Annotated in this window: 22 protein-coding genes; 11 read left to right on the plus strand and 11 right to left on the minus strand. The window is 71.4% G+C overall.

Annotation, left to right across the window (positions count from 1 at the left end):
• Positions 1-27: 27 nt before the first annotated feature.
• Genes QNO14_RS12290 through QNO14_RS12305 form a run of 4 tightly spaced genes read right to left on the minus strand, consistent with a single transcriptional unit; the run spans position 28 to position 3872 of the window.
• Positions 28-786, minus strand: coding sequence for an iron ABC transporter ATP-binding protein (locus QNO14_RS12290; RefSeq protein ID WP_257493831.1), 759 nt, complete (start codon positions 784-786; stop codon positions 28-30).
• Entirely contained in the window at positions 783-1817 is a 1035-nt protein-coding gene (locus tag QNO14_RS12295; protein WP_257505527.1) for an iron chelate uptake ABC transporter family permease subunit, read from the minus strand. Before QNO14_RS12295 ends, QNO14_RS12290 begins: the two co-directional genes overlap by 4 nt.
• On the minus strand, positions 1807-2826 hold the full coding sequence (locus QNO14_RS12300; RefSeq protein ID WP_257505528.1) for an ABC transporter permease: 1020 nt from the start codon (positions 2824-2826) through the stop codon (positions 1807-1809). Before QNO14_RS12300 ends, QNO14_RS12295 begins: the two co-directional genes overlap by 11 nt.
• A 26-nt stretch (positions 2827-2852) precedes the next feature.
• Entirely contained in the window at positions 2853-3872 is a 1020-nt protein-coding gene (locus QNO14_RS12305) for a siderophore ABC transporter substrate-binding protein (protein WP_257505529.1), read from the minus strand.
• Positions 3873-4014: 142 nt separating this feature from the next.
• On the opposite strand from QNO14_RS12305, the gene QNO14_RS12310 reads away from it, so the two are divergent.
• Complete coding sequence (locus tag QNO14_RS12310) at positions 4015-4800, plus strand: siderophore-interacting protein (protein ID WP_257505530.1); 786 nt, start codon at positions 4015-4017, stop codon at positions 4798-4800.
• A gap of 6 nt (positions 4801-4806) precedes the next feature.
• Here the strand turns inward: QNO14_RS12310 and QNO14_RS12315 are convergent, their stop codons facing one another.
• The gene (locus tag QNO14_RS12315) at positions 4807-5667 is read right to left on the minus strand and encodes an aggregation-promoting factor C-terminal-like domain-containing protein (protein ID WP_257505531.1); all 861 of its coding nucleotides are present in this window, start codon (positions 5665-5667) and stop codon (positions 4807-4809) included.
• 311 nt (positions 5668-5978) lie between these two features.
• Between QNO14_RS12315 and QNO14_RS12320 the strand changes: the two genes are divergently transcribed.
• Entirely contained in the window at positions 5979-6719 is a 741-nt protein-coding gene (locus QNO14_RS12320) for an SDR family oxidoreductase (protein ID WP_257505532.1), read from the plus strand.
• Between the two features lie 30 nt (positions 6720-6749).
• Here the strand turns inward: QNO14_RS12320 and QNO14_RS12325 are convergent, their stop codons facing one another.
• Positions 6750-7580, minus strand: coding sequence for an aldo/keto reductase (locus QNO14_RS12325; RefSeq protein ID WP_257505533.1), 831 nt, complete (start codon positions 7578-7580; stop codon positions 6750-6752).
• Positions 7581-7606: 26 nt separating this feature from the next.
• Positions 7607-8434: a Cof-type HAD-IIB family hydrolase gene (locus QNO14_RS12330; protein WP_257505534.1), complete on the minus strand. Its 828-nt coding sequence runs from the start codon at positions 8432-8434 to the stop codon at positions 7607-7609.
• 114 nt (positions 8435-8548) lie between these two features.
• Here QNO14_RS12330 and QNO14_RS12335 point away from each other — a divergent pair, with 114 nt between their 5' ends.
• From QNO14_RS12335 to pgi, 4 genes are all read left to right on the plus strand, one after another.
• Complete coding sequence (locus tag QNO14_RS12335) at positions 8549-9823, plus strand: sensor histidine kinase (protein WP_257505535.1); 1275 nt, start codon at positions 8549-8551, stop codon at positions 9821-9823.
• Complete coding sequence (locus QNO14_RS12340; RefSeq protein ID WP_257493841.1) at positions 9811-10488, plus strand: response regulator transcription factor; 678 nt, start codon at positions 9811-9813, stop codon at positions 10486-10488. Before QNO14_RS12335 ends, QNO14_RS12340 begins: the two co-directional genes overlap by 13 nt.
• Positions 10485-11348, plus strand: a complete 864-nt coding sequence (locus QNO14_RS12345) for a hypothetical protein (protein ID WP_257505537.1) — start codon at positions 10485-10487, stop codon at positions 11346-11348. The genes QNO14_RS12340 and QNO14_RS12345 overlap by 4 nt, the downstream gene beginning before the upstream one ends.
• Positions 11349-11472: 124 nt before the next feature.
• The gene (gene pgi, locus QNO14_RS12350; protein WP_257505539.1) at positions 11473-13155 is read left to right on the plus strand and encodes a glucose-6-phosphate isomerase; all 1683 of its coding nucleotides are present in this window, start codon (positions 11473-11475) and stop codon (positions 13153-13155) included.
• 282 nt (positions 13156-13437) lie between these two features.
• Here pgi and QNO14_RS12355 read toward each other — a convergent pair whose 3' ends face one another.
• Positions 13438-15549 carry a S9 family peptidase gene (locus tag QNO14_RS12355; RefSeq protein WP_257505540.1) on the minus strand — a complete coding sequence of 704 codons (2112 nt, stop codon included), beginning with the start codon at positions 15547-15549 and terminating at the stop codon, positions 13438-13440.
• A gap of 185 nt (positions 15550-15734) precedes the next feature.
• On the opposite strand from QNO14_RS12355, the gene QNO14_RS12360 reads away from it, so the two are divergent.
• Positions 15735-16427: a DsbA family protein gene (locus QNO14_RS12360; RefSeq protein WP_257505541.1), complete on the plus strand. Its 693-nt coding sequence runs from the start codon at positions 15735-15737 to the stop codon at positions 16425-16427.
• A 28-nt stretch (positions 16428-16455) separates the two neighbouring features.
• Here the strand turns inward: QNO14_RS12360 and QNO14_RS12365 are convergent, their stop codons facing one another.
• Complete coding sequence (locus QNO14_RS12365; protein ID WP_257505542.1) at positions 16456-17037, minus strand: winged helix-turn-helix domain-containing protein; 582 nt, start codon at positions 17035-17037, stop codon at positions 16456-16458.
• A gap of 85 nt (positions 17038-17122) precedes the next feature.
• Here QNO14_RS12365 and QNO14_RS12370 point away from each other — a divergent pair, with 85 nt between their 5' ends.
• A complete protein-coding gene (locus tag QNO14_RS12370) occupies positions 17123-18442 on the plus strand; it encodes an MFS transporter (RefSeq protein WP_257505543.1) in 1320 nt (439 codons plus the stop codon).
• Here the strand turns inward: QNO14_RS12370 and QNO14_RS12375 are convergent.
• Positions 18439-20457 (minus strand): glucose PTS transporter subunit IIA, encoded by a 2019-nt coding sequence (locus QNO14_RS12375; protein ID WP_257505544.1) that lies wholly within the window; start codon positions 20455-20457, stop codon positions 18439-18441. The genes QNO14_RS12370 and QNO14_RS12375 overlap by 4 nt on opposite strands.
• Before the next feature lie 191 nt (positions 20458-20648).
• Here QNO14_RS12375 and QNO14_RS12380 point away from each other — a divergent pair, with 191 nt between their 5' ends.
• Genes QNO14_RS12380 through QNO14_RS12390 form a run of 3 tightly spaced genes read left to right on the plus strand, consistent with a single transcriptional unit; the run spans position 20649 to position 23119 of the window.
• Complete coding sequence (locus QNO14_RS12380; protein ID WP_257505545.1) at positions 20649-21392, plus strand: ABC transporter ATP-binding protein; 744 nt, start codon at positions 20649-20651, stop codon at positions 21390-21392.
• The gene (locus QNO14_RS12385; protein WP_257505546.1) at positions 21389-22777 is read left to right on the plus strand and encodes an FtsX-like permease family protein; all 1389 of its coding nucleotides are present in this window, start codon (positions 21389-21391) and stop codon (positions 22775-22777) included. The genes QNO14_RS12380 and QNO14_RS12385 overlap by 4 nt, the downstream gene beginning before the upstream one ends.
• Positions 22778-22807: 30 nt before the next feature.
• Complete coding sequence (locus tag QNO14_RS12390) at positions 22808-23119, plus strand: hypothetical protein (protein WP_257493851.1); 312 nt, start codon at positions 22808-22810, stop codon at positions 23117-23119.
• Between the two features lie 68 nt (positions 23120-23187).
• On the opposite strand, the gene QNO14_RS12395 is transcribed toward QNO14_RS12390, so the two are convergent.
• Positions 23188-23535 (minus strand): hypothetical protein, encoded by a 348-nt coding sequence (locus QNO14_RS12395; protein WP_257493852.1) that lies wholly within the window; start codon positions 23533-23535, stop codon positions 23188-23190.
• Between the last annotated feature and the right edge of the window lie 153 nt (positions 23536-23688).

The raw sequence follows: 23688 nt of genomic DNA on the forward strand, positions 1-23688 counted from the left end.
CGACCGCACGTCTCGGCGCCCGCGCGTCTAGGAGTAGTACAGCGCGACCGGGCGGCCGTCGATCTCCCGCACGTCCACCGGCGTCTCGTACACCTCGCCGAGCACCTCGGGCCGCATGATCTCGGCGACCGGGGCGTCGGCGACGACACGGCCGTCGCGCATCGCCACGATGCGGTCGGAGTAGGTCGCCGCGAAGTTGATGTCGTGCAGCACGACCACCACGACCTTGCCGAGCTCGTCGGCCATGCGCCGCACGAGCTTCATGATCTCGGTCATGTGCCGTACGTCGAGGTTGTTGAGGGGTTCGTCCAGCAGCACGTACTTGGTGTCCTGGGCGAGCACCATCGCGATGAACGCGCGCTGACGCTGACCGCCGGAGAGCTCGTCGAGGAACCGGCTGCGGAAGGCCTCGAGATCGAGGTAGGCGATGGCTCGGTCGATCTGCTCGCGGTCCTCCACCGTCAGGCGCCCCTTCGAGTGGGGGAAGCGCCCGAACTCCACGAGGTCCTGCACCGTCAGGCGCGCGGCGATGTGGTTGTCCTGCCGCAGCACCGCGAGGGTCTTGGCGAGCTCCGCCGACGAGGCGGTGCGCACATCCATGCCGTCGACGGTGACGGTGCCGGCATCCGCCGCGATGAGCCGGCCGACCAGCGCGAACAGCGTCGACTTGCCGGCGCCGTTGGGTCCGATGAGCGCCGTCACGCCCTCCGCACCGAGGGTGATCGACACGTCGTCGAGCACGGTCTGCCGGTTGTAGCGCTTGGTGACGCCGTCGAGCACGATCATCGTGCCCCCTTTCGCAGCACGAGGTAGAGGAAGAACAGGCCCCCGGCGAACTCGATCACGATCGACAGGCTCGCACCGAACGCGAAGACGCGCTCGAGCAGCAGCTGCCCGCCGACCAGGCACAGCACGCCGAGAAGGGCGGCGGTCGGGAGGGCCCATCGGTGACGGAACGTTCCGGCGTACGAGTACGCGAGGTTGGCGACGATGAGTCCGAAGAAGAGGATCGGTCCGACGAGTGCGGTGGATGCCGCGACCATCACCGACACGATCGCGAAGAGGGCCATGATGACCCGCTTGTGGTTGACGCCCAGTCCCACCGCGGCGGGCTCCCCCAGGGTGAGGACGTCGAGGGTGTTCAGCAGCGGCACGACGGCCAGGCAGCCGAGGAGGACCAGGATTCCGGTGAGCAGCAGCAGCGTCTCGTCCGGCCGGGTGAGCGAGGCGAAGGCGGTGTCGGTGAGCACCTGGAAGTCCAGCGGGTCCAGCATCCGCTGCATCCACTCCGTGAAGCTGCGGAAGAAGGTGCCCAGCACGATCCCCACGAGCAGCATGAGGTGGATCGAGCGTCGCTTGCCCCCGAAAAGCCAGGTGAAGAGGAAGACGCTGAAGGCGACCATGACGGCCACCTGCACCAGCCACAGCACGACGGGATCGGTGCGCAGGAACGCTGTGGATCCGAGGGTGAAGACGATGACCGTGGAGATCAGCAGGTAGAACGCGTCGAAGCCCATGATCGAGGGCGTCAGGATGCGGTTCTGCGTGATGGTGTGGAAGACGACCGTCGACACACCCACGGCCACCGCGACGACGACCATCGCCACGACGCTGGCGCTGCGGATCTTCAGGGCGAAGGCGAGGGACCCCGGGACCGCGGTGAAGAGGTACAGGGCGATGAGCACGACGACGACCACGGCGAGCGCGGCCAGCCGCAGGCCGGGGCGGGCCCACGCCGAGGCTGCGCGCGCGCGGATGCCGCGACCGCCCTCGGCCGGGGTGGCATCGCTGTGCCGCGGAGCGAGATCAGTGCGCACGGCTGCCCTTCCGCAGGAGGAGCCAGAGGAACAGGCCCGCCCCGATGACCCCCACGATGACCGACAGCGGGATCTCATAGGGGAAGCGGATGACCCGGGCGAGGATGTCGCACGCGATCACGAACAGCGCGCCGAGGCCGGCTACCCACGGGATCGAGCGGCGGACGTTGTCGCCGATGATGAGGCTCACGATGTTGGGGACCACGAGCCCGAGGAACGGGATCATGCCCGCCGTCACGAGCACCGCCGCCGTGATGACGGCGACGACGACCATGCCGATCCCGACGACGCGGCGGTAGTCGAGCCCCAGGTTCGTGGCGAAGTCCTCGCCCAGGCCGATGACGCTGAACCGGTCGGCGGCGATCCATGCCACGACGACCATGACACCGGCGACCCAGACGTACTCGTAGCGGCCCGCCATGATGGTGGCGAAGCTCCCCTGCGCCCACTGCGACAGCGACTGCAGGAGGTCCAGCCGGTAGGCGAAGAAGGTCGTCACGGCGCCGACGATGCCGCCGAGCATGATGCCCACCAGCGGCACCAGCACCAGCTGACGAACCGGGACGGCGCGGATGACCCGCATGAACACCCACGTGCCGATGAGCCCGAAGAGGGCGGCGATGCCCATCTTGCCCATCATCGCCATGCCCGGCCACAAGAGGATCGCCACGAGCATCCCGAGCGTCGCGAACTCGGTCACGCCGGTCGTCCCCGGCTCGACGAACTTGTTGCGCACCAGCATCTGCAGGATGAGTCCGGCGATGCCGAGCGATGCGCCGACGAGGAGCACCGCGACCGTGCGGGGGATGCGGCTGGCCACCAGCAGGAACGCGGCGTCGCTGTCGGCGCCGCCCTCCACAAGCGCCGTCGGAGACACGTCCGAGACGCCGATGAACAGGCTCGCGGCGGCGAGCACGACGAGGGCGACGCCGATGAGCGCCCCCACCCACGTCCGCCGGGGGCGGGTGCGGGTGGGAGCGCTCGTCGGCGCAGACAATGTTGCGGTCACCGCGGGGGATCCTTCGGGTCAGATCCTCACTCGGCGATCTGCAGCACGTCGTCGATCATGATCTGAGTCGTCTGGATGCCACCGAAGACGATGTACCAGGCGGTGGGGTCGAGGTAGACGATCTGGTCGTTCTGGAAGGCCGTGGTCTGGTTGACGATGTCATTGTCGAGCACGGTCGCGGCGGCCTGAGCGCCCTCGGCGGCGGTCGCGGCGTCGCGGTCGACGACCCAGAGGTAGTCGGGGTTGTGCTCGAGCAGGAACTCGAACGACACCGGCTCGCCGTGCGTGGCGCCCTTGACGTCCTCGACGACCGGCTCGACGCCGAAGACGTCGTAGATGAGTCCGCCGCGGGCGTTGCGTCCGGTGGCGTCGCCCTCGGACGGCGCCATCGCGTTGAGCCGGCCGCCGGAGACCATCAGTCCCAGGCCAGTGCCGGCGTCGACCGTGACGGCCCGGGCCTCGGCGATGCCGTCTTCGAGCTGGGCGAGGGCCTCGGCGGCCTCGTCCTCGGCGCCCAGCACCTCGCCGAGGAAGGTCGTGTTGCGCTCGAGAGTCTCCTCGAAGGACCCCGCGATGCTGAGGTCGACCGTCGGAGCGATCTCGTTGAGGTCCTCGAAGAGGCCCGCCGAGCGGCCGCCGATGACGATCAGGTCGGGCTGCTGCGCCTCGATCGCGACGAGGTCTGCCTCGAAGAGCGTGCCGGCGTTGAACGCGTCGTCGGCGAGGTGCTCCTGCAGGTAGTCGGGCACGGAGTCCAGCGGTGCGCCCGCGACCTCAGCGCCGAGCGCACCGATGGTGTCGAGGCTCGCCATGTCGAACACGACGATGGTCTCGGGGTTCTTGGGAACCTCGACGGTCGTCTCCTCGTACGCGGGCTCCTCGTCCTCACCGGCGGTGTTGCGGTCCCACGAGAAGGTCACCGTGCCGGCGTCGGAGGCGGCAGGCGCATCGGCCGCGACCTCTTCCGTTCCGGTGGCGCAGCCGGTGAGGGCCGCGGCGGTGACGAGGGCGAGGGATGCCGCGATCAGCGGGCGGGTCGTGCTCATGCGTGTGTCATCTCCTGGAGGCGACGGGCACCGGGCGCGACGCAGCAGACGGCGGCACTCCCCACGCCCACGTCGATGTGGTTCGGATCGTGTCCGGCAGCGTTCTCTCGCCACGGACCTTGGATAGGCTAGCCTAACCTTCATGACGACGTCGACTCCGGTGAGCTCTTTCCGCCTAGGACGCCAGCGCCTCGACCTGCGGTTCCGCACGGCGCGACTGGCCGCGCGGACGTGGATCACGCCCACCTACGTGCGGATTCGGCTGGAGGGCGCCGATCTGATCGGATTCGACTCGCCGGGTTCGGACGACCACATCCGGGTGTTCTTCCCCGACGTCGCTCCCACCTCGGCGGAGGAGCTGCGCGCGGCCCCGAATCGCGAGTTGACGCCGCTGGCGTGGGAGCCCGACGGCGGCTGGCTGGAGCTGGAGTTCGCCGTTCACGACGGCGGTGTCGCGGCGCAGTGGGCGGCACACGCTCCCATCGGCGCCGTCGCCGGCGTGGGCGGCCCGCGCGGCTCGATGATGATCGAGGGCAGGCCCGATGCCTGGTTCCTCGCCGGAGACGAGACGGCGGTGCCGGCGATGCGCCGGTTCGCGCGCACCATGGACGCCGCCGCCGCCGGCCGCATCATGGTGGAGGTCGTCGACGCCGAGCACGAGCTGCCGATCGACGCTCCCCCGGGAGTGGTGGTGGAGCAGCTGCACCGGGGAACGACCCCCGCCGGCAGCGCGCTGACCGAACGCCTGGAGGCCCTCGGCACCGACGACCGCCCGCTCGGCGACGTCTTCGCGTTCGTCGCGGCGGAACAGGCGATCGTCAGACCTGCCCGCGCCCTGCTGCAGGAGCGGTGGGCGCTGCCCTCCGACACCTTCGTGGCGAAGGGGTACTGGAAGCGCGGCGAGAGCGAGTACCACGCGCCGCACTGAGCGCGCTCAGTACCAGTCGGTCGCCTGCGAGTGCGCCCACGCCGTGCAGGGCGTGCCGTACGCACGGGCGATGTAGTCCAGCCCCCACCGGATCTGCGTGGTGGCGTTCGTCTGCCAATCCGGGCCGGCCGCGGCCATCTTGTCCCCGGGCAGGGACTGCGGAATGCCGGTGGCGCCACTGGAGGGATTGACGGCCTGGTAGTTCCAGTCCGACTCCTTCTGCCAGAGCGAGTTCAGGCACTGGAACTGGTCGCTTCCCCAGCCATACTGCGTCGCTGCGAGGTGCGCGGCGGTCGCCCGGGCGCCGTCGGGCGTGTTGGCCGCGGCGAGCGCGGCCGCAGCCTCCGCCTCGGCCTGTGCCGCCGCTGCTGCCGCCTCGGCCTCGGCCTTCTGCTGCCGGGCGAGGTCGAACCGGGCACGCAGGTCGGCGGTCTCGGTGGTCACGTCATCGACGTGGTCGTCGATGACCTCCACCGCCTCCATCTCCCGCAGCAGCTGCACGCCCTCAGCGTCGTCGAGTTCCTCGAGCGCCGTGTGCAGTTCGTCCGTGTCGACCTCGACGACACCCTCGACCTCCAGCCCCGACTGCGCCACCTCTGCGGTGAGCGCGTCGGCGGCGGCCAGCGCCGCGTGCGCGGCATCCACCGTCGCCTGCGCGTCGTCGGCCACCTCCTGCAGGGTGGGGGCGACCGCGGCGTCGACGATCGGCAGCTCTGCGGCGACGGCGGCCGCGCCGGAGGTCAGCACACCCCCGAGGGCGATGCCGGAGGCCACCGCCAGGGTCGCGGTGATGCGGGCGCGGACGCGACGGCGGCGCGCGACGCGCAGGGCGCGGCGCGACAGGGCTGATGTGGGGGCTGAAGGCATGGCGAAGCGTACGTTTCGTTCGGGACGTGCGCCGGCAGGGCGGCGCCGCGCCCTCGGGCCGGGCGCGGTGTACCACTGTGCAGGGTGTTTCTGGACGGGCCCCCTGTCCGCGCTGAGCGATCCGTGGGAGCGGGATGACGGTGTGATCAGGGCTTCGCATCCACGCGACGCTTGCCTCGCCGCTTCCCGCTGCTGAATACTGAGGATCGCCGGAGACCGCCGGCACCCCGAGCCGGCGCGGGAGTGATCGTCATGCTGACCCTGAACCCGTCCCTCGACGTCCTGGTGGCGAGCATCGCGGAAGCCGCGTCGTGAGGATCGCCGTCGCGGGCGGCACGGGCACCGCCGGCCGCCGCGTGGTGGAGGTGGCCCGCTCCCGTGGCCACGACGTCGCGATCGCGACGCGCGGCGCCGGAGCCGACGCGACGACCGGCGATGGGCTGCGCGAGGCGCTCCAGGGCGTCGACGTCGTCATCGACACCCTCAACGTCACCACCCTCGATGCGCGGACGAGCGAGGAGTTCTTCCGCGCCAGCACCGGCCGCCTGCTCGCCGCGGAGGGCGCGGTCGGGGTCGGCCACCACGTGGCGCTGTCCATCGTCAACTGCGATCGGGCGCCGCACGGCTACTACGCCGGCAAGGTCGCGCAGGAGGCGCTCATCACCGCCGGCGCGGTGCCGTGGACGATCCTGCGGACGACGCAGTTCCACGACTTCGCCGCGCAGATGTTCGCGTCGGCGCGCATCGGTCCCCTGCACCTGGCACCCCGGATGCGCACCCAGCCGGTCTCGCTCGACGACGTCGCCGCGCGGCTGGTCGACCTCGCCGAGGCACCGCCCGCAGGGTGGGCGCGGGACCTCGCCGGACCGCAGGAGGAGTCACTGGTGGCGATGGTCCGCGGCTACGCGCGGGCGACGGGCCACCACGGCCCGCTCCCTGCCTTTCCGCTCCCGGGGCCGCTCGGCCGCGCGCAGCGCGACGGCACGCTGCTGCCGGGGCCCGACGCCGACCGCGGCACCGTCACCTTCGCGCAGTGGCTCGCGACGCAGTGACCGGATGCCGGAGGCATCGGCATCCGCGCGTCACATCTCCTCGTGGGTCTCGGGGTCACCGTCCCAGAGACGTCCCCGCTCCAACGCGCTCAGGGCCGCGATCTCGTCGTCGGTCAGCGCGAAGCCGAAGACATCGGCGTTCTCGCGCTGGCGCTCGGCGCTCGCGGACTTCGGGATGGGGGTGGACCCGATCTGCGTGTGCCACCGCAGCACCGCCTGCGTCGGGGTGACCCCGTGCGCGGCGGCGATGTCGGCGAGCACCGGCTCCGCCAGCAGCTCGCTGCGCCGGGCGAGCGGGCTCCAGCTCTCGGTGCGGATGCCCTGCGCTTCGTGGAACGCCCGCAGCTCGGCCTGGGGGAAGTAGGGGTGAAGCTCCACCTGGTTCACCGCCGGCACGACGCCGGTCTCGTCGACCAGTCGTTCGAGCATCTGCTGCGTGAAGTTCGAGACGCCGATGCTCTGCACCGTGCCGCGCTCGCGCAGCTCGATCATCGCCCGCCAGCTGTCGACGTACTGATCCACCGAGGGGTTCGGCCAGTGGATGAGGTAGAGGTCGATGCGGTCCAGCCCCAGACGCTCGAGCGAGCCGGCGGCGCTGGCGAGGGTCTTGTCGTAGCCGTGGTCCCGTCCGGGGAGCTTCGTGGTGACGATGAGCTCGTCGCGGATGCCGCTGCGGCGCACCGCCTCGCCCACCTCGGTCTCGTTCTGGTAGTTCACCGCCGAGTCCAGCAGCCGGTAGCCGCTGTCGATCGCCGCGACCATGGCCTCGACGCCGTCGTCGCCGCGCAGGTTGTAGGTGCCGAGTCCGAGCTCGGGGAAGGCCGTGTCGTCGTTGAGGGTGACCGTGGGAATCGTGAGCATGCGCCCACGCTACGCCCCGGCATCCGTCACGCGGGTCGGCCAGGGAACTCCAGCAGTGTCTCGATCGTCGTGATCACGCCGAACTCGGCGTTGGACGGCGCGCGATGGCGGGCGATCGCCGCCACGTCGGGGTGCGCGTCCGCCATCGCATACGACCAGTCCGCCGCCTGCAGCAGCTCGAGGTCGTTGAGGTAGTCGCCGAACGCGACGGTCTGGGCGGGAGTGATCCCGAGAGCGCGTTGCAGATTCCGCAGCGCGACGCCCTTGTTCACTCCGGCGTTCATGATGTCGATCCAGTGCGCGCCTGAGACGACCACCTGGTGGGTCCGGCGCAGGTCGTCGAGCGCGGGCGCGGTGTGCGTCTCGCCGCCGTCGTGGTCGTAGATCGCGAGCTTCAGCACCTGGTCCTGCTGGGCGAGCACGTCGTCGACGACGCTCAGCCGCGCGTAGTACTTCTCCACCTCGGCGAGGAACCGTGGATCGGTGTCTTCGATGTACGCCGACTCCTTGCCGCACACCACGACGCCGGCGTGCAGCGCACCATCGGCGACGAGACGACGCATCCGCAGGATCAGGTCCCGCACGAACGCGGGGTCGAGGGCGTCGGAGCTCACCTCGACGCCCTCCCGCACGACGTAGGCGCCGTTCTCGGCGATGTAGTCGAGGTCACGGCCCGCTTCGCCGAAGGAGCGCTGCAGGGTCGCCAGCTGCCGACCGCTGGCCGGCGCGAACGCGATGCCGCGCTCGCGCAGCCTGTCCAGCAGCGGCCAGAGCCCGTCGGGGATGCGTCCGGCGGGATCGAGCAGCGTGCCGTCCATGTCGACGGCGATGAGGCGGATGTCGGGAGTCGTCACCCCTCCATGCTCTCAGGCGCCGCCAGCGCCGCCCCCGGCCTTCCGGTTATCCCGAAGGAAAGACTCCGGATGCCGGGGCGGCGGCGGGCCGTGCCCCACCCCTACCGTGGAGCCATGACCTCAACCCCCGCACCCGCCGCCACGGCCCCGACCGCGCCGCGCCCGTCCGCGCGGCGCCTCCTCGGCGCCCTGGCGCAGCTGGCGGCCATGGCCGTCGCCGGGACCGTCCTGTTCACGATGCTCAGCGTGCTGCTGAGCATCGGGCTGAGCCTGCTGCTCGTCATCGGCATCGGCATCCTCTTCCTCATCGCCTTCGTCTACGTGCTCTATGCCACCGCGTGGCTGGAGTACGCCCGCGCCGAGGGGCTCTACGGCTACGGACTGCCGGCGCTGCGGACGCGTCGGATGACGCGCCCCGGCTTCGGCGGCTGGCTGCGCATGGTGTGGCAGCAGTTCACCGATGGCCCGATGTGGCGTGGCGTCGCCGGTGCGGCCCTCGCGACCCTGCTCGGGTCGATGGTCATCGTGCTGGCCTCGACCATCGCCACCGGTGTGGGGCTGCTGGTCTCCCCCCTCTTCGGCGCCGAGGTGATCCCCTCCCCCTGGTTCGGCCTCATGCTCGAGCCGGGCTGGGCGGCGCTCGTCGGCGGCATCGCCGTGCTGGTCAGCGCTGCACTGCTGTTCGGCATCGCGGTGCTCGACGGCGTGCTCACCCGCGCCATCCTCGTGCCGTCGCGCGAAGCGGTGCTCGCCCAGCAAGCCGCCACGTCCGACGTGCAGCGCGCCGGCGCCGTGCGTGCCAGCGAGGTGGAGCGCACCCGCATCGAACGCGACCTCCACGACGGCGTGCAGCCGCGGCTCGTCTCGGTCGGCATGACACTGGGACTCGCGCAGCAGAAGATCGACAGCGATCCGGATGCCGCGCGCGACCTCATCGCCGAGGCGCACACCTCCACGAAGGCCGCGATCACAGAGTTGCGCCAGCTGGCGCGCGGCATCCACGCCTCGGTGCTCGACGACCGCGGGCTCGACGCCGCACTTTCGGCCCTCGCCGCCCGATCGCACGTTCCCGTGCACCTGGACGTGCGGGTCGAGGGTCGCTGCACCCGCGAGGCGGAAGCCGCCGTGTACTTCGCCATCGCGGAGTCGCTCACCAACGCCGCCAAGCACTCCCGGGCGGCCGAATGCCGCGTGATCGTGCGACGCCGCGACGACGGCACCCTCTGGGCGCGCGTCGAGGACAACGGCACCGGCGGCGCCCGCGTGATCCCCGGCGGAGGTCTCGACGGCATCCACAACCGCATCATCGCCGCCCGCGGCACCGTGCGTCTCGACAGCCCCGTCGGGGGACCGACCTCTCTGGAAGTGAGCGTGCCGTGCGCATCCTGATCTGCGAAGACTCCGCGCTGCTGCGCGAAGGGCTCGTGCGCCTGCTCGAAGACGCCGGTCACAGCGTGGTCGCCGCCCTGCCGGACGCGCAGGACCTGCAGGCGGTGGTCGCCGAGACCGCCCCCGACCTCTGCATCCTGGACGTGCGACTGCCGCCCACCTACACCGACGAAGGCATCCGGGCGGCGCTCGCGCTGCGGGCGGAGCACCCGCACCTGCCCGTGCTGGTGCTCAGCCAGTACGTCGAGGAGCGGTACGCGTCGGAACTGATCGCCGGCCGCGGCGGCGCCCTGGGGTACCTCCTCAAGGACCGCGTCGCGGATGTCGCCGACTTCGTCGAGACCGTCGCCCAGATCGGCGCGGGCGGCACGGTGTTCGACCCCGAAGTCGTCTCACAGCTGCTCGCCCGGCGCACCCGCGACGACCGCATGGCCCGGCTGACCGACCGCGAGCGCACCGTGCTCGCCCTGATCGCCGAAGGCAAGTCGAACCAGGCGATCGCCCGCGCACTGCACGTCAGCGAGGCGAGCGTGGAGAAGTACATCACCTCCCTCTTCCAGAAACTCAACCTCGAGCAGGACGAGTCGGGCAACCGGCGCGTGCTGGCAGCGCTCGCACATCTCGAGCACGGCGGCGACCTGCCGCAGACAGGAGCATCACGATGAGCACGACACTCACGCCCCCGCCGGGGCCCCAGCCCTCCCCCGTCACCCCGCCGCCCGCGCCATCGCGCAACGGGGCGGGCCGCGTGGTGGCGATCATCGCCATCGTCGTGGGCGCGGTGGTCCTCATCGGCGCCGTCGCCACCGGCGTCATCGGCTCCATCGTGCGCGCGTCGGGGTCGTCGGACGAGCGCATCGTCGTCGACGCGACGGGTGTCGACGCCCTCGACGTCGAGGTCTCCGCCGGTGACGTGCGGGTGGTGTTCACCGACACCGACGAGGCGGTGCTGGATGTGACCGCCGATGCCGGGGCGGGACGGTGGACCCTCGCCCGCGAGGGCGATGAGCTCGTCGTGCGCTCCCCGCAGCGCTGGTTCGGCGGCTGGTGGTTCTACGACGGCCCCACGCGGGTCGTGCTCGAGCTGCCCGAGAGCCTGCAGGACGCCGCGCTCGACGCGAAGCTCACCCTGTCGGCCGGCTCCCTCGACGTCGACGGCGATTTCGGCACGCTCGACCTCGAGGTGAACGCCGGCGAGCTGACCCTGGCGGGCGCTGCGGCCGAGGTCGCCGCGAGTGTCAACGCCGGCCGCGCCGACCTGGAGATCGCCGATGTGGCCACCGCCGACCTCGACGTCAGTGCCGGTGGGCTGAAGGCGGTGTTCACCGGCGATGCGCCCGACGACGTCGCGATCGACGTCAGCGCCGGGTCGCTCGACCTCGCGGTGCCGAGCGGCGCGTACCGCGTCGCCTCCGATGTGTCGGCGGGGGGCCTCGACAACCGTCTCGAGACGTCCACGCAGGCCTCACGGCTCATCACGGTCAGCCTGTCGGCCGGCGACGTCACCCTGCGGTCGGGGCGCTGACCCCACGACCGCCTCAGCGCCCTCGCCCCCCGAAGGGCCGGTCGGACACCCTCCGACCGGCCCTTCGCGCTGCCCGCCGGCCTCCGCGTGGACGGGCGCCCGCGCGCGGGTCTAGCGTTGACGTGTGACTGCGCCGATCGATGCCACCTCCACCTCTGCCTGGAACGAACTCGTCGCCCTCCGCGACGGCTTCTCCCCCGACCTGCGGGGCTGGTTCGCCGACGACCCCCGCCGCGCCGAGCGGCTCAGCCTGCCGGTGGGCGACCTGCACGTCGACCTGTCGAAGAACCTCGTCACCGACGAGATCCTCGCCGCCCTCGTGCGACTGGCCGAGCAGACCGGCGTCGCCGAGCGCTACGCGGCGATGCTGGCCGGCGAGCACATCAACACCACCGAGGACCGCGCGGTGCTGCACACCGCTCTCCGCCGCCCCGCCGGCGCCTCGCCCGCGCTCGTCGTCGACGGCCAGGACGTCGACCACGACGTGCACGAGGTGCTCGACGCCGTGAGCGCGTTCGCCGAGCGGGTGCGTTCGGGCGAATGGGTGGGCGTCACCGGCAAGAAGGTGCAGACCATCGTCAACATCGGCATCGGCGGGTCGGACCTCGGCCCGGTGATGGTGTCCGAGGCGCTGCAGCCGTACGCGGATGCCGGCATCCACGCCCGGTTCGTGTCGAACATCGACCCCACCGACATCGCGCAGAAGACCGCCGACCTCGACCCCGAGACGACGCTGTTCATCGTGGCATCCAAGACGTTCACGACGCTCGAGACGCTGACGAACGCCCGCCTCGCGCGCGACTGGCTGTGGCGGGGCCTCGCGCAGACGGGCGCGATCGACGACTCGGATGCCGCCCGCACCGACGCCGTCGCCCACCACTTCGTGGCCGTCTCGACGGCGCTCGACAAGGTGGCCGCCTTCGGCATCGACCCCGCCAACGCCTTCGGGTTCTGGGACTGGGTGGGCGGCCGGTACTCCGTCGACTCCGCGATCGGACTGTCGCTGGCGATCGAGCTCGGGGCCGACGTCTTCCGGCAGATGCTCGCGGGCTTCCACGATGTCGACGAGCACGTGCGCTCCACGCCGCTCGAGCGGAACGTCCCCGTGCTGATGGGGCTGCTGAACGTCTGGTACTCGAACTTCCTCGGCTCGCAGTCCCACGCGGTGCTGCCCTACGCGCAGCAGCTGCACCGGTTCGCGGCGTACCTGCAGCAGCTGACGATGGAATCCAACGGCAAGTCGGTGCGCTGGGACGGCACGCCCGTCACCACCGACACCGGCGAGGTGTTCTGGGGCGAGCCCGGCACCAACGGACAGCACGCTTTCTACCAGCTGATCCACCAGGGGACCCGGCTGATCCCGGCGGACTTCATCGCCTTCGCGAACCCCGCCTACCCGCTCACCGACGACGGTCGCGATGTGCACGGGCTGTTCCTGGCGAACTTCCTCGCGCAGACCAAGGCTCTGGCGTTCGGCAAGACGGCCGCCGAGGTCGAGGCCGAGGGGACCACGGGGCCGCTCGTCGCAGCGCGCACCTTCCCCGGCAACCGGCCGACCACGTCGATCTTCGCGCCGGCGCTCACCCCGCGGGTGCTGGGTCAGCTGATCGCCCTGTACGAGCACATCACCTTCACGCAGGGCGTGATCTGGGGCATCAACTCCTTCGACCAGTGGGGTGTGGAGCTCGGCAAGCAGCTGGCCACCCAGATCGCACCGGCGATCGAGGGCGACGCCGACGCGCTCGCGGCGCAGGATGCCTCGACCCGCGCGCTGCTGGAGTACTACCGGGCCCACCGCGAGTACTGACGCGGGCGACGGGGGAGGTCGGTCGCCCGACCGGGACCGGTCGGCGTGGCCATCGCCGCGGGCGGGGTCCTGCCGTGCCCAGCATCCGCTCGCCTGTCGCGAAACGCGGCTCGGCGGCGCCGCAGGGGACAGAATGCGACAGGCGAGCCCGCGCGCGGGCGGGCAGCGCGGCGCCGCCGACCACCGGCATCCGCTCGCCTGTCGCGAAACGCGGCTCGGCGGCGCCGCAGGGGACAGAATGCGACAGGCGAGCATCGGCTCGCCCGCGCGGGCCAGGGCCGGTCAGCCGAGACCGGCGGGCCGGGTCGGCTCCTCCCCGAGCAGGTGCTCGCCGAGGAACGCGAAGACGGTGTCGTACCAGACCACCGCGTGCTGGGGCTTGAGCACCCAGTGGTTCTCGTCGGGGAAGTAAAGGAACCGGTGCACGGTGCTGCCGTCCGAGCCGCCGTGGTGCTCCATGAGCTCGGCCCACAGCCGCAGGCTCTCGCCGATCGGCACGCGGTAATCGCGGTCGCCGTGGATGACCAGCAGCGGCGTGCGGATGTCGGCGACGGCGCGATGCGGTGAGTTCTCGGCCATCGCCTCGGTCGTGAAGATGCTCTTCCAGTAGCCGGCGTGGTCGGTGGTGCCGGCGAACTGGTCCAGGGCCCACAGGCTCGCGTGCGTCACGATCGCCCGGAACCGGTCGGTGTGTCCGGCGACCCAGTTGGCCATGTACCCGCCGAACGATCCGCCCATGGCCGCCGTGCGGGTCTCGTCGATGTCGGGTCGCGCCTCGACGGCATCCGTGATCGCCATGAGGTCGGTGTAGGGCGCCGCGCCCCAGCTGTTCCAGCCGCGCGCGATGAAGTCCAGCCCGTAGCCGGTCGACAGGGCCGGGTCGGGCAGCAGCACGGCGTAGCCGCGAGCGACGGCGAGGTTGGGGTTCCAGCGCCAGCTCCACGCGTTCCAGCTGTTCAGCGGTCCGCCGTGGATCCACAGCAGCAGGGGCGCCGGCTTCGCGGCCGAGGCACCCTCGGGCAGCAGCAGCCAGCCGCGCACGCGCGCACCGTCCGCGGCGGTGGTGTCGACCTCGGTCATCGTCGCCGGCACCGTCGGCAGCGGCGCGGGCGAGGCGAGGGGCGTGACCGCCCCGTCGCGCGCGATCCGCACCGGATGCGACGGCGCCACCCACGACGACCGCAGCGCGACGAGGTCGCCGGTGCGCAGATCGACGCGCACGTGCGTGTAGGTGAAGTCGTCGCGGGTGATCTGCTCCACTCCGCCGCCGTCCAGCGGAACCCGGAACACCGGACCACGCCCGTCGGAGTCGGCGGTCACGATGAGCGCCTGGTCGTCGTGATCGAACTGGATGCCACTGGGCCACCGGTCCCACTCCGCCGCGATGCGGCGCGGCGAGGAGCCGTCGAGGCCGCTCACCCACAGCTCCTGTTCAGTGGGACCCGCCGGCGTGGTCTTCACGGTGCGCACGTACGCCAGCGTGGCGCCGTCGTGGCTGATCGCGGGCGCTTCGAGATCCACGCCCTCCTCGTCGCGCAGCACCGTGTGCGCGCCGGTGGCGACGTCGATAGAGACCAGCCGGTAGCGGCCGGTGAGGCCCTCGGCGACATGCATCGCGGCGACCAGGGTGGCACCGTCGGGGGTGAGGGCGGTGCCGGCGGTGTCGGCGGTGCGACCGGGACGCGGCGTGAGGTCGACGGGGCGGGGCAGCGAGGCGGGGTAGGGCTGCGTCGCCGCGGCATCCGTCGTGCCGGGGTCCGCCGCGTCAGCGCCGACCGCATCGGCTTCGTCGGCCACGGCGGCCAGGGTGTCGGCGAGATCGGCGAGATCGAGCGCGAGCAGGTGGGGCTCGGCGGGGCCGAGATCGTGATCCCAGTGCCGCACCGGGTAGGTGTCGTGGAGGATCGCCGACACCTTGCGCTTGGTGCGCTCGGCCCGCAGGCGCGCATCGTCCTCGAGGGTCTCGGCCGACGGCAGCAGTGCAGCGGCGAGAACGAGGCGTTCGGCCGCGTCGGCGACGGCGGCGATGTCCGAGACGCCGCCCGTGAGCCGGGTGACGGGGCGCGCCTCGCCGCCGGCGGCCGGGAGGAGCCACAGCTGGCCGGCGTCCTCTGCGTCCGCGGCCTCGGTGTCGGGTCGCGCCGAGACGAAGAGCAGGTCGCCGCCGGGGAGGAAGACGGCCCCGGACTCGCCCTTCGCCGACCGGGTGAGGCGGCGCGGTGCGCCGTCGCCGTTCGCGGGGACCTGCCAGAGGGAGCGCTCGTAGCCCGTGGCATCCTTCGTCAGGGTCGCGACGGTCAGGACCGCCCGGGTGCCGTCCGGAGACAGCGCCAGCGCTTCGATCCGCGGGAGGGCGATGTAGTCGTCAAGGGCGTGGAACGGCGTCGTCGGCATGCGCTCCACGCTAGCCTGCCCCGCCGCGGGGGCTTCCACCCGCGCTCCCGGGCAGGTGCCGAGCCTCCGTCGTCGCGAACGTCCCTGTAGGAGTCCTCCATGTGGTCAGACCATAGAAGGGATGCCGCTCGTAGCCGAGCCACCACGAACGTGCGCGACCCCTCCGCGCGAGATAGGAACGAAAGGTGAACCGGTATCGCTCCCTCACCGTCCTCGCGATCGTCGCGGCATCCGCACTCACCCTCTCCGCGTGCGCGAGCGCCGACAGCGCACCCGCCGAGCCCGCCGACAGCACCACGCCCGCAGCCGCGACGGCACCCGCCGACGGAATCGTCGTCGGCGACGGCCCGGTGTCCGTGGAGCTGTGGACGGACGTGTCGTGCCCGTACTGCGCCGCCCTCGACGAGCAGACCGGCGACGACATCGCGGCGTGGGTGGACGACGGCACGATCACCTTCACGCTGCATCCGATGAACTACGTCAGCGCGAAGCGCGGCGACACCACCGACTACTCCACCCGTGGCGCCAACCTGCTCGCTCTCACCGCACAGGCCGGCGAGCTCGAGGCGGTGCTTCCCCTGTACGCCCTGCTGCAGGAGCACCAGGTGGATGCCGACGGTGCGCCGACCGACGCCGACCTGCTGGCCTACGCCGCCGAGGCGGGTGTCGCGGCGGACCTCACCGCCGGCGTGGAGCAGCTCGCCCTGGCCGACTGGGTGGAGGAGAGCAACGATCACTGGGTCGGCGAGGTCGTCGGCTCCGACACCCCCGTCGACCACGTTCCCCTGCTCGTGATCGATGGCCAGACCTTCGAGATGCGCGGCGACGGCACGGATGCCGCGCGCCTGCGCGACGCCGTCGAGGCAGCCCGCGGCTGACCGACGCCGGCCGCCGACACCTGCCGCCTCAGATGATGTCGTCGGCGGCGAGGACGTCGAGTTCCCACACGCGGGAATCGGCGCTCGCGACGTCGTGCGCCTCGCGGGCCTCGTCGATCACGCGGTTGATCCGCTCGGACAGGGCGAGGAACTCCGCCTCGGTCAGATGCACCATGTAGCGAGCGAAGGTCCCGTGCACGCCGGAACTGCGCCCCGCGGTGTACTCCGGTGCCCAGGCGACCACGCGCCGCAGCATGGCGGCGTGCTCCTGCGCGAGCGCGGCCAGGAGCGTTCCGCCGAGCGCCTCATCCTCGACCGGATGCTCCGGGCTGCCGAGGTCGAAACCGCCCTTCACCGCTGTCCACACCCGGTCGCGGCGATCACGCGCCTGCTCGGGCGCCTCGACGACGAGCCCCGCGTCGGCCAGCGACCGCAGGTGGAAGCTGACGCTGTTCGCGGGCACGTCGAGGTCGGCGGCGATGTCGGCCGCCCGTGCGTAGTCGCGCGCCGCCAGCACCTTCATGATGCGACGCCGCAGGGGGTGTGACATCGCCTTGAGCATGGCGGAGGTCATCACCGCACCGCGCCCCGCCCCGCCGTCGTCGACCATGGTCCGAGTGTATCCGCGCCAGTTACGCAAGCAATATTGCGCACGATTCGTTGCGCAAGACTTCTTGTGTAACTAATCTGGCGGCATGACGACGACCACGACCGCATCCTCCGAGAGCCTCTGGCGCAACCGCCGCTACCTCACCTGGCTCGCCAGCGACACGAGCAAGGGGTTGGCCGACGCGCTGTTCGCCTTCGCGCTGCCGCTGCTCACCCTGATCGTCACCGACGATCCCGCCCAGGCCGGGATCGTCGGCGCGGTCGGCGGCGCGGTGCTCGCGGTCACGACGCTGTACGGCGGGGTGCTCGCCGACCGGCATCCGCGCATCGGACTGATGATCCTCGGTTCCACCATCGGCGTGGTGCTGTCGCTGGCGTTCACCGTGCTCGCGTCCGGCGGGTCGCTCACGTTCGCCACCCTGCTGGTGCTCACGCTTCTGCTCGGCGCCCGCGGGGGCCTCTTCGACATGGCCGGCGAGAGCGCGATCAAGCAGATCGTCCCCGACGCCGCCATGGGGCGCGCACAGGCGGCGAATCAGGCGCGGGATGCCGCACTGCAACTGGCCGGCGGGCCGCTCGGCGGGGCGCTGCTGGCCGTCGGCGGCTGGCTGATCGGCGCCGTCATGATGCTCGCCCACCTGATCGCCGCGATCACGGCATGGATGCTGCGCCACACGCGGCCCGTCGCGCACCCCTCCCCCGCGGCGGCCACCGACGCCGTTGTGGAGGCCGTGCCCGCCACCACGGCGCAGAAGAAGACGAGCGCTGTCGCCGAGATACGCACCGCCTTCGCGTGGCTCTTCGCCCGCGAGGATCTGCGCGCGGTCCTCTTCATCTCCACGATCATCAACCTCGGATTCAACGCGGGCCTCACGACCGTGCTGTATGCGATGCAGCAGGCTGGACACTCCCCTGCCGTCATCGGCTGGCTGTCCGCCGGGGCCGGCGTGGCGATGCTGGTGGGGGCGGTGGCCGCGCCCACCCTCGTCCCGCGCGTGCGAGCCGGCGTGCTCGCGATCGCCGGGCTCGCCGTCGCGACCGCCGGCGTGGCGGTGCTGTCTCAGCTGGAATCGGTGTGGTCGATCGTCGGCGTCCTCGCCGCGTCGGTGCTGTTGCTGCCGGCGCTCAACGCGGCGCTGATGGGCTACTCCATGGTCGCGGTTCCGAGCGAGCTGCTGGGCCGGGTGAACAGCGCGAGCACGGTGCTGGCGATCGGCGCGATGCCGCTGGCACCCCTGATCGCGGGATTCGGTCTCACCTGGGCCGGCCGCGAGGGCACGTTGCTCTGCTGCGCCGCGCTGTGCGCGGTAGCGACGGCCATGGCGGTCGCCAGCCGCGGCCTGCGCTCGATCCCCACCGAGTCGGGCTGGGCTGCGCACGCCGCCCTGTTCGAAACAGGCGCCTAGGTCGTGGCGTTCGCCTTTATCTCGACGACGAGCAGCGGCGCGCCCGCCGTCGTCGGACCGAGCGCCAGGGGATCGACGGTTTCGAACTGATCTGCGTTGAGAACGATCACCGGGGTGATGAGCGGGTAGCCGGCCTTCTCGATCACGGAGCGGTCGAACGTCACCAGCGGTGTGCCGATCTCGATGCGCTGCCCGTTCGACACCTTCACGTCGAACCCCTCGCCCTTGAGGTTCACGGTGTCGATGCCGACGTGGATGAGCAATTCGATGCCGCCGTCGAGCACCAGCCCGAAGGCATGCCCGGTGGTCTGCGCCACGGCGACCACGCCCTCGGCGGGCGCGTACACGGTGTCGCCGGTGGGTTCGATCGCGACACCGGGGCCCATGGTCCCGCCTGCGAAGACCGGATCGGGCACCTGCGACAGCGCCACCACCGTCCCATCCATCGGCGACATGACCTCCAGCGCCTTCGCCACCTCGGGCGCGTTCCCGGGGTCGATCAGCACCGGACCGACCGGCGCAGCGCCGGCGGGAGCGGCCGCCGCCTGCGCCGCCTGCGCCTCGGGCGGCTCCTTCGGCTTGTAGCCGGAGATCATCACGAGGGTCATCGACGTGATGAACGCCGCCGCCACCGCGATGCCGTACAGCGCCAGCGGCTGGAAGGCGGGGATGGTGAGCAGCGATGTGAAGACGAACGCCTCGGTGCGCACTCCGCCGCCGATGCCGATGATGAGCCCACCCACGAAGCAGCCCACCAGCATGCGCGGATAGATCCGCTTGAAACGCAGATGGATGCCGTAGAGCGAGGGTTCCGAGATGCCGCCGAGCAGGCCCGCCGCCAGCGCGCCGGTCGCGGTCTGCTTCATCACCTGGTCGCGCTCCCGCCAGGCCAGCACCAGCACGGCCGCCGTCGCCCCGAAGCAGGCAAAGTTCCAGGCGCCCATCGGGCCCTGGATGAAGTCGTACCCGAGCGTCTGGATGTTCAGCAGCATGATCGCGTTGACCGGCCAGTGAAGTCCCAGCGGCACCATGAACGGGTAGGCCAGCGGGATGACGATGGCGAAGATCAACGGGGAGAACGTGTTGATCGAGCTGAGCAGGTTCGCCAGCCCCGCGCCGGCGTAGACGCCGATGGGTCCGATGAGGAAGGCCGTCAGCGGGATCATCACCAGCATCGCCAGGAACGGCACGAAGATCAGGTGCAGGTTGTCGGGGATGATCTTCTTCAGGCCCTTCCACAGCGGCCCGAGGACGGCAGCCATGAGCAACGGCGGGAACACCTGCGAGTTGTAGTCGAAGATGGTCAGCGGAATGCCGAAGACGGGCACCGTCGTGATCTCCGAGCCGAGGAAGACGATCTGCTGCGCGGTGGCATCCTGACCGAGCGCCAGGAATCCCGGCAGCATCACCACCGCCATGATGGCGAAGCCGACCCAGGGGTCGGCGCCGATCTTCTGCGAGGCGTTGTAGGCGACCATCAGCGGCAGGAAGACGAACACGCACTGCCACATCAGGTTGATGAACGCCCACGAGGGCTCCAGCACGACGCCCGGCGCGTTCCACGACGGGATCACTCCGAGGGTGGCCATCAGCGCCATGAAGGTGATGAACAGCGAGGCGCCGAGCAGGGCGCCGAGGATCGGTCGGAACGAGTCCGACAGGAATTCGAACAGCGAGTCGAGCCAGGCGACCTTGCCGCGCGGACCCTTCGCGCGCTCCCGCGCCTTGATGGCGGCGGTGTCGTCGACGTCGCCTTCGGCGTCGCCCTTCATGGTGGGCAGCGCCATGATGTCGTTGTAGACCGTCTGCACGCCGCCGCCGATGACGACCTGGAACCGGTCGCCCGCCTGCGGCACGGCACCCATGACGCCGGGTACCGCCTCGACCGCCGACTTGTCGACGAGGTCACCGTCGCGCAATTGGAACCGGAGGCGCGTCGCACAGTGCGTGAGGCTCTCGATGTTTCCGGGGCCGCCGACCAACTCGACGATCTCGGCTGCGGGGCTGTCGGACATGGGAACCGCTCCCTTCTCGCCGGATGTCCGCGCTGATCCGGCACGGTTTGCGCGGCACCCGGGGCCGTCGCGGGCGACTCTACGCCTGCCCTTCGGAGCGGTCGAGGGGGTCTGCGGATCATCCCTGCGGGCGACGACGCATACCTCGCAGGGCCGACGACGGGGCGCCTGCCGCCGCGAAGACTGGCATCGTGAACAACACTTCCCACGACTTTGCCCTGACCGCCACGGGTCTCATCAAGCGCTACGGCGACCTCACCGCGCTCGCCGGCGTCGACGTCGCCATCGGACTCGGCGAGTCCATCGCCGTGATGGGGGCCTCCGGTTCCGGCAAGACCACCCTGCTGCACTGCCTGGCCGCGATCCTCTCCCCCGACGCCGGATCGGTGCGGATCAGCACCGCCGACGGGACGCCGCTGGAACTGTTCGGGATGACCGAGGACCAGCGCTCGCAGGTGCGGCGTACCCGGGTGGGCTTCGTGTTCCAGGAACACCTGCTGCTCCCGGAGCTCACCGCGCTCGAGAACGCGGCCCTGCCGCTGCTGGTCACGGGCGTCGGGCGCCGGGCGGCCGAGGCCCACGCCGCCGGGTGGCTGGCGTCGCTCGGGCTCGCCGGCATGGAGGACCGCCGCATCGGCCAGCTTTCCGGCGGCCAGGCCCAGCGCGTCGCGATCGCGCGCGCCCAGGTGACCGGCGCTCCCATCGTCTTCGCCGATGAGCCCACCGGCGCACTGGACTCGTCGACCTCCACCGAGGTGATGAGCGCGCTCCTGCATGCCACCACCGGGCAGGGCCGCAGCCTCGTGGTGGTCACCCACGATGCCGACGTCGCGGCGCGCTGCGACCGCGTGCTGCACATGCGCGACGGCCGGATCGTCGGCGAGACGACGAACGCCCGGCCGGATGCCACGACGGTCGCGGGAGCCGGTCGATGACCGGCGTGATCGCGGCCCCGGCCACCCCGCCGCGGCTGCCGCGGGGCTCCGCCTCGCTGGGGTCGGTCCGCCGCATCGCGACGATCACCGTCCTGATGGCGCGACCTTCTCGTCAAGGACGGGCGGCCCTACTTCTTCCCGTCGTCGCTTTCGCCGTGACGACGGCGCTGCTCTTGGTCGTCGTGGGCGGCACCGTCATGTTCCACACCGACCCCCGGGTGGCCGGCGACCCGGTCTACCCCATGCTGAGCATGCTGGCCCTGGTCCTGCTGGCTGTGCCGGTGTTCACCCTCGGCGCCGCCGCGGCGCGCCTGTCGAGCAGGCGACGCAACGACCGCCTGGCCACCCTGCGCCTGCTGGGGGCGACCAGCGGCGAGGTCTCGGCGATGACGGTCGCCGAAGCGGCCCTGACCGCACTCGCCGGTGCGCTCGGCGGCGTGGCGCTGTACCTCGTTCTGCTGCCGCTCGTGGGGCTCCTGCCGTTCTTCGGCGGTCCTGTCGGCATCGCTGCGGTATGGGCGGGTCTGCCCGCGATCCTGTGGGCCGTCGTCGGCGTGACCGCGCTGGCGACGACGAGCGCGGCGCTGAGCCTGCGCGCCGTGCGCCTCGGCCCGCTCGGCGTGCGCCGTCGCACGAACGCCGCGCCTCGCCGCACCCTGCTGCTCGTGGCGGGACTGGTGATGCTCGTGGCGCTCATCGCGGTCGCGGGGAGCATGGGCTCGCTCGCCGACACGCTCGGGATCATGGTCCTCATCGGAATGTTCGCCGGCGCCATGGGCCTGGTGAACCTCATCGGGGCGCCGCTGGTCGCGCTGAGCGGACGCATCATGGCACGACGCGCCACCTCAGCCGCAAGCCTCATCGCCGGTCGCGAGCTCGCCGCCCACGCACCACAGGCGTGGCGCCGGGTTTCGGGCATCGCGATGATCGCGTTCATCGCCGTCGTCGCCGGCGGCGGGATGGGGCTGCTCGAGACGGTCGGCGAGAACGAGCAGGGCACGCTGCTGTCCGATATCCGCGTCGGCGTGCTGGTGACGCTGGGCGCCGCATTCGTGCTGCTGGCCTGCTCGGTGGGGGTCACCCAGGCGGCATCCGTGCTCGAGGACCGCGAGCTCATCGTGGGACTCGACCGGCTGGGCATGCCCGAAAAGCAGCTGCGGCGCTCGCGCACCCTCACCGTCACCGTGCCGTTGCGCTGGGCGGCGCTGGGCGGCGCGGCCGTGGGGACGGCGCTCTGCCTGCCGATCGTGGGAATGACCGGCATCATCGCTCCGGTTCCGATCCTGGTGGTGGTGCTCACCTTCGTCGCGGGCTTCGCCGCGGTGAGCCTCGCGATGGCCGCCACCGAGCCACTCTCGCGCGCGGTGCGCCGCAGCGCGGCGTGAGGCGTGCGGCCGACGTGGTTCGATGAGAGCATGACCGATTCCCCCGTGTCGATCTCGCTCACGCTCGACGGCGTCACCGAGCTGTCCCCGCAGACGCTGCAGGCCCTGTACCGCATCAACGGCCGTTCCACCGTGGAGATGCGGCGGGCGGCGGCATCCGGAGAACCCCTGTACACCTGCAGCCTGTTCGGCACGGATCACATCCACGTCGCACCGCGACTGGAGAAGACGGCCGCGTTCCTCCTCGAGCACGGCATCCCCTTCCGCGTGCACGAGCTGGCCGACGGCGAGCGCAGCGAGGTCTCGCTCGAGGTGATGCAGAGCATCCTCGGCGAAGCCTGACCGAAGAGCGCACGACGACGGCGCCGGTCCCTTCTGGGAACCGGCGCCGTTTTCGTCGCGTGGGGGCTCTAGACGTCCCCGGGTGCGAGGTCGCCTTCGCCGTCCTCGCCGAGCTCGGCGATGACGGGGTCCTCACCCTGCGTCTCGGGCTGCAGGCCGCTGGCCGAGCCCATCTGACCACCGCCCGCGGCTGCCGCCCCCGGGCCCGGGTCGCCGAAGCGCTCGTCAGCCTCGGCCGCCGTGCCCTCGCCGTCGCCCACGCCGCCGTCGAAGCGGTCGTCGGGCTCCGAGACCACCTCGTCGGCGGACTGCGTCGCGCCGTCGAGTTGCTGCGAGTACTCGCCGCCGGAGAGCGTGTCGGTCTCTTCGGTGCTCGTGCTGCCGCCCTGCACCTTCTCCTCGTCACGGTTGTCCATGGTGGCTCCTCTCGTCGTGCGGGTGCGGGATGCCGCTGCGTCCCGCCCTGCGATGGTGCCGTATGCGCCGCGCCGGTTTCCTGCGGTTCCCTCTTCGGCGACGGCGCGCTATCCTCACGCGGTCCCACCCGCCCCCGCAAGCCCTTTCGAGCG

Source organism: Microbacterium sp. zg-Y625, assembly GCF_030246925.1.
Taxonomy (GTDB): Bacteria; Actinomycetota; Actinomycetes; order Actinomycetales; family Microbacteriaceae; genus Microbacterium; species Microbacterium jiangjiandongii.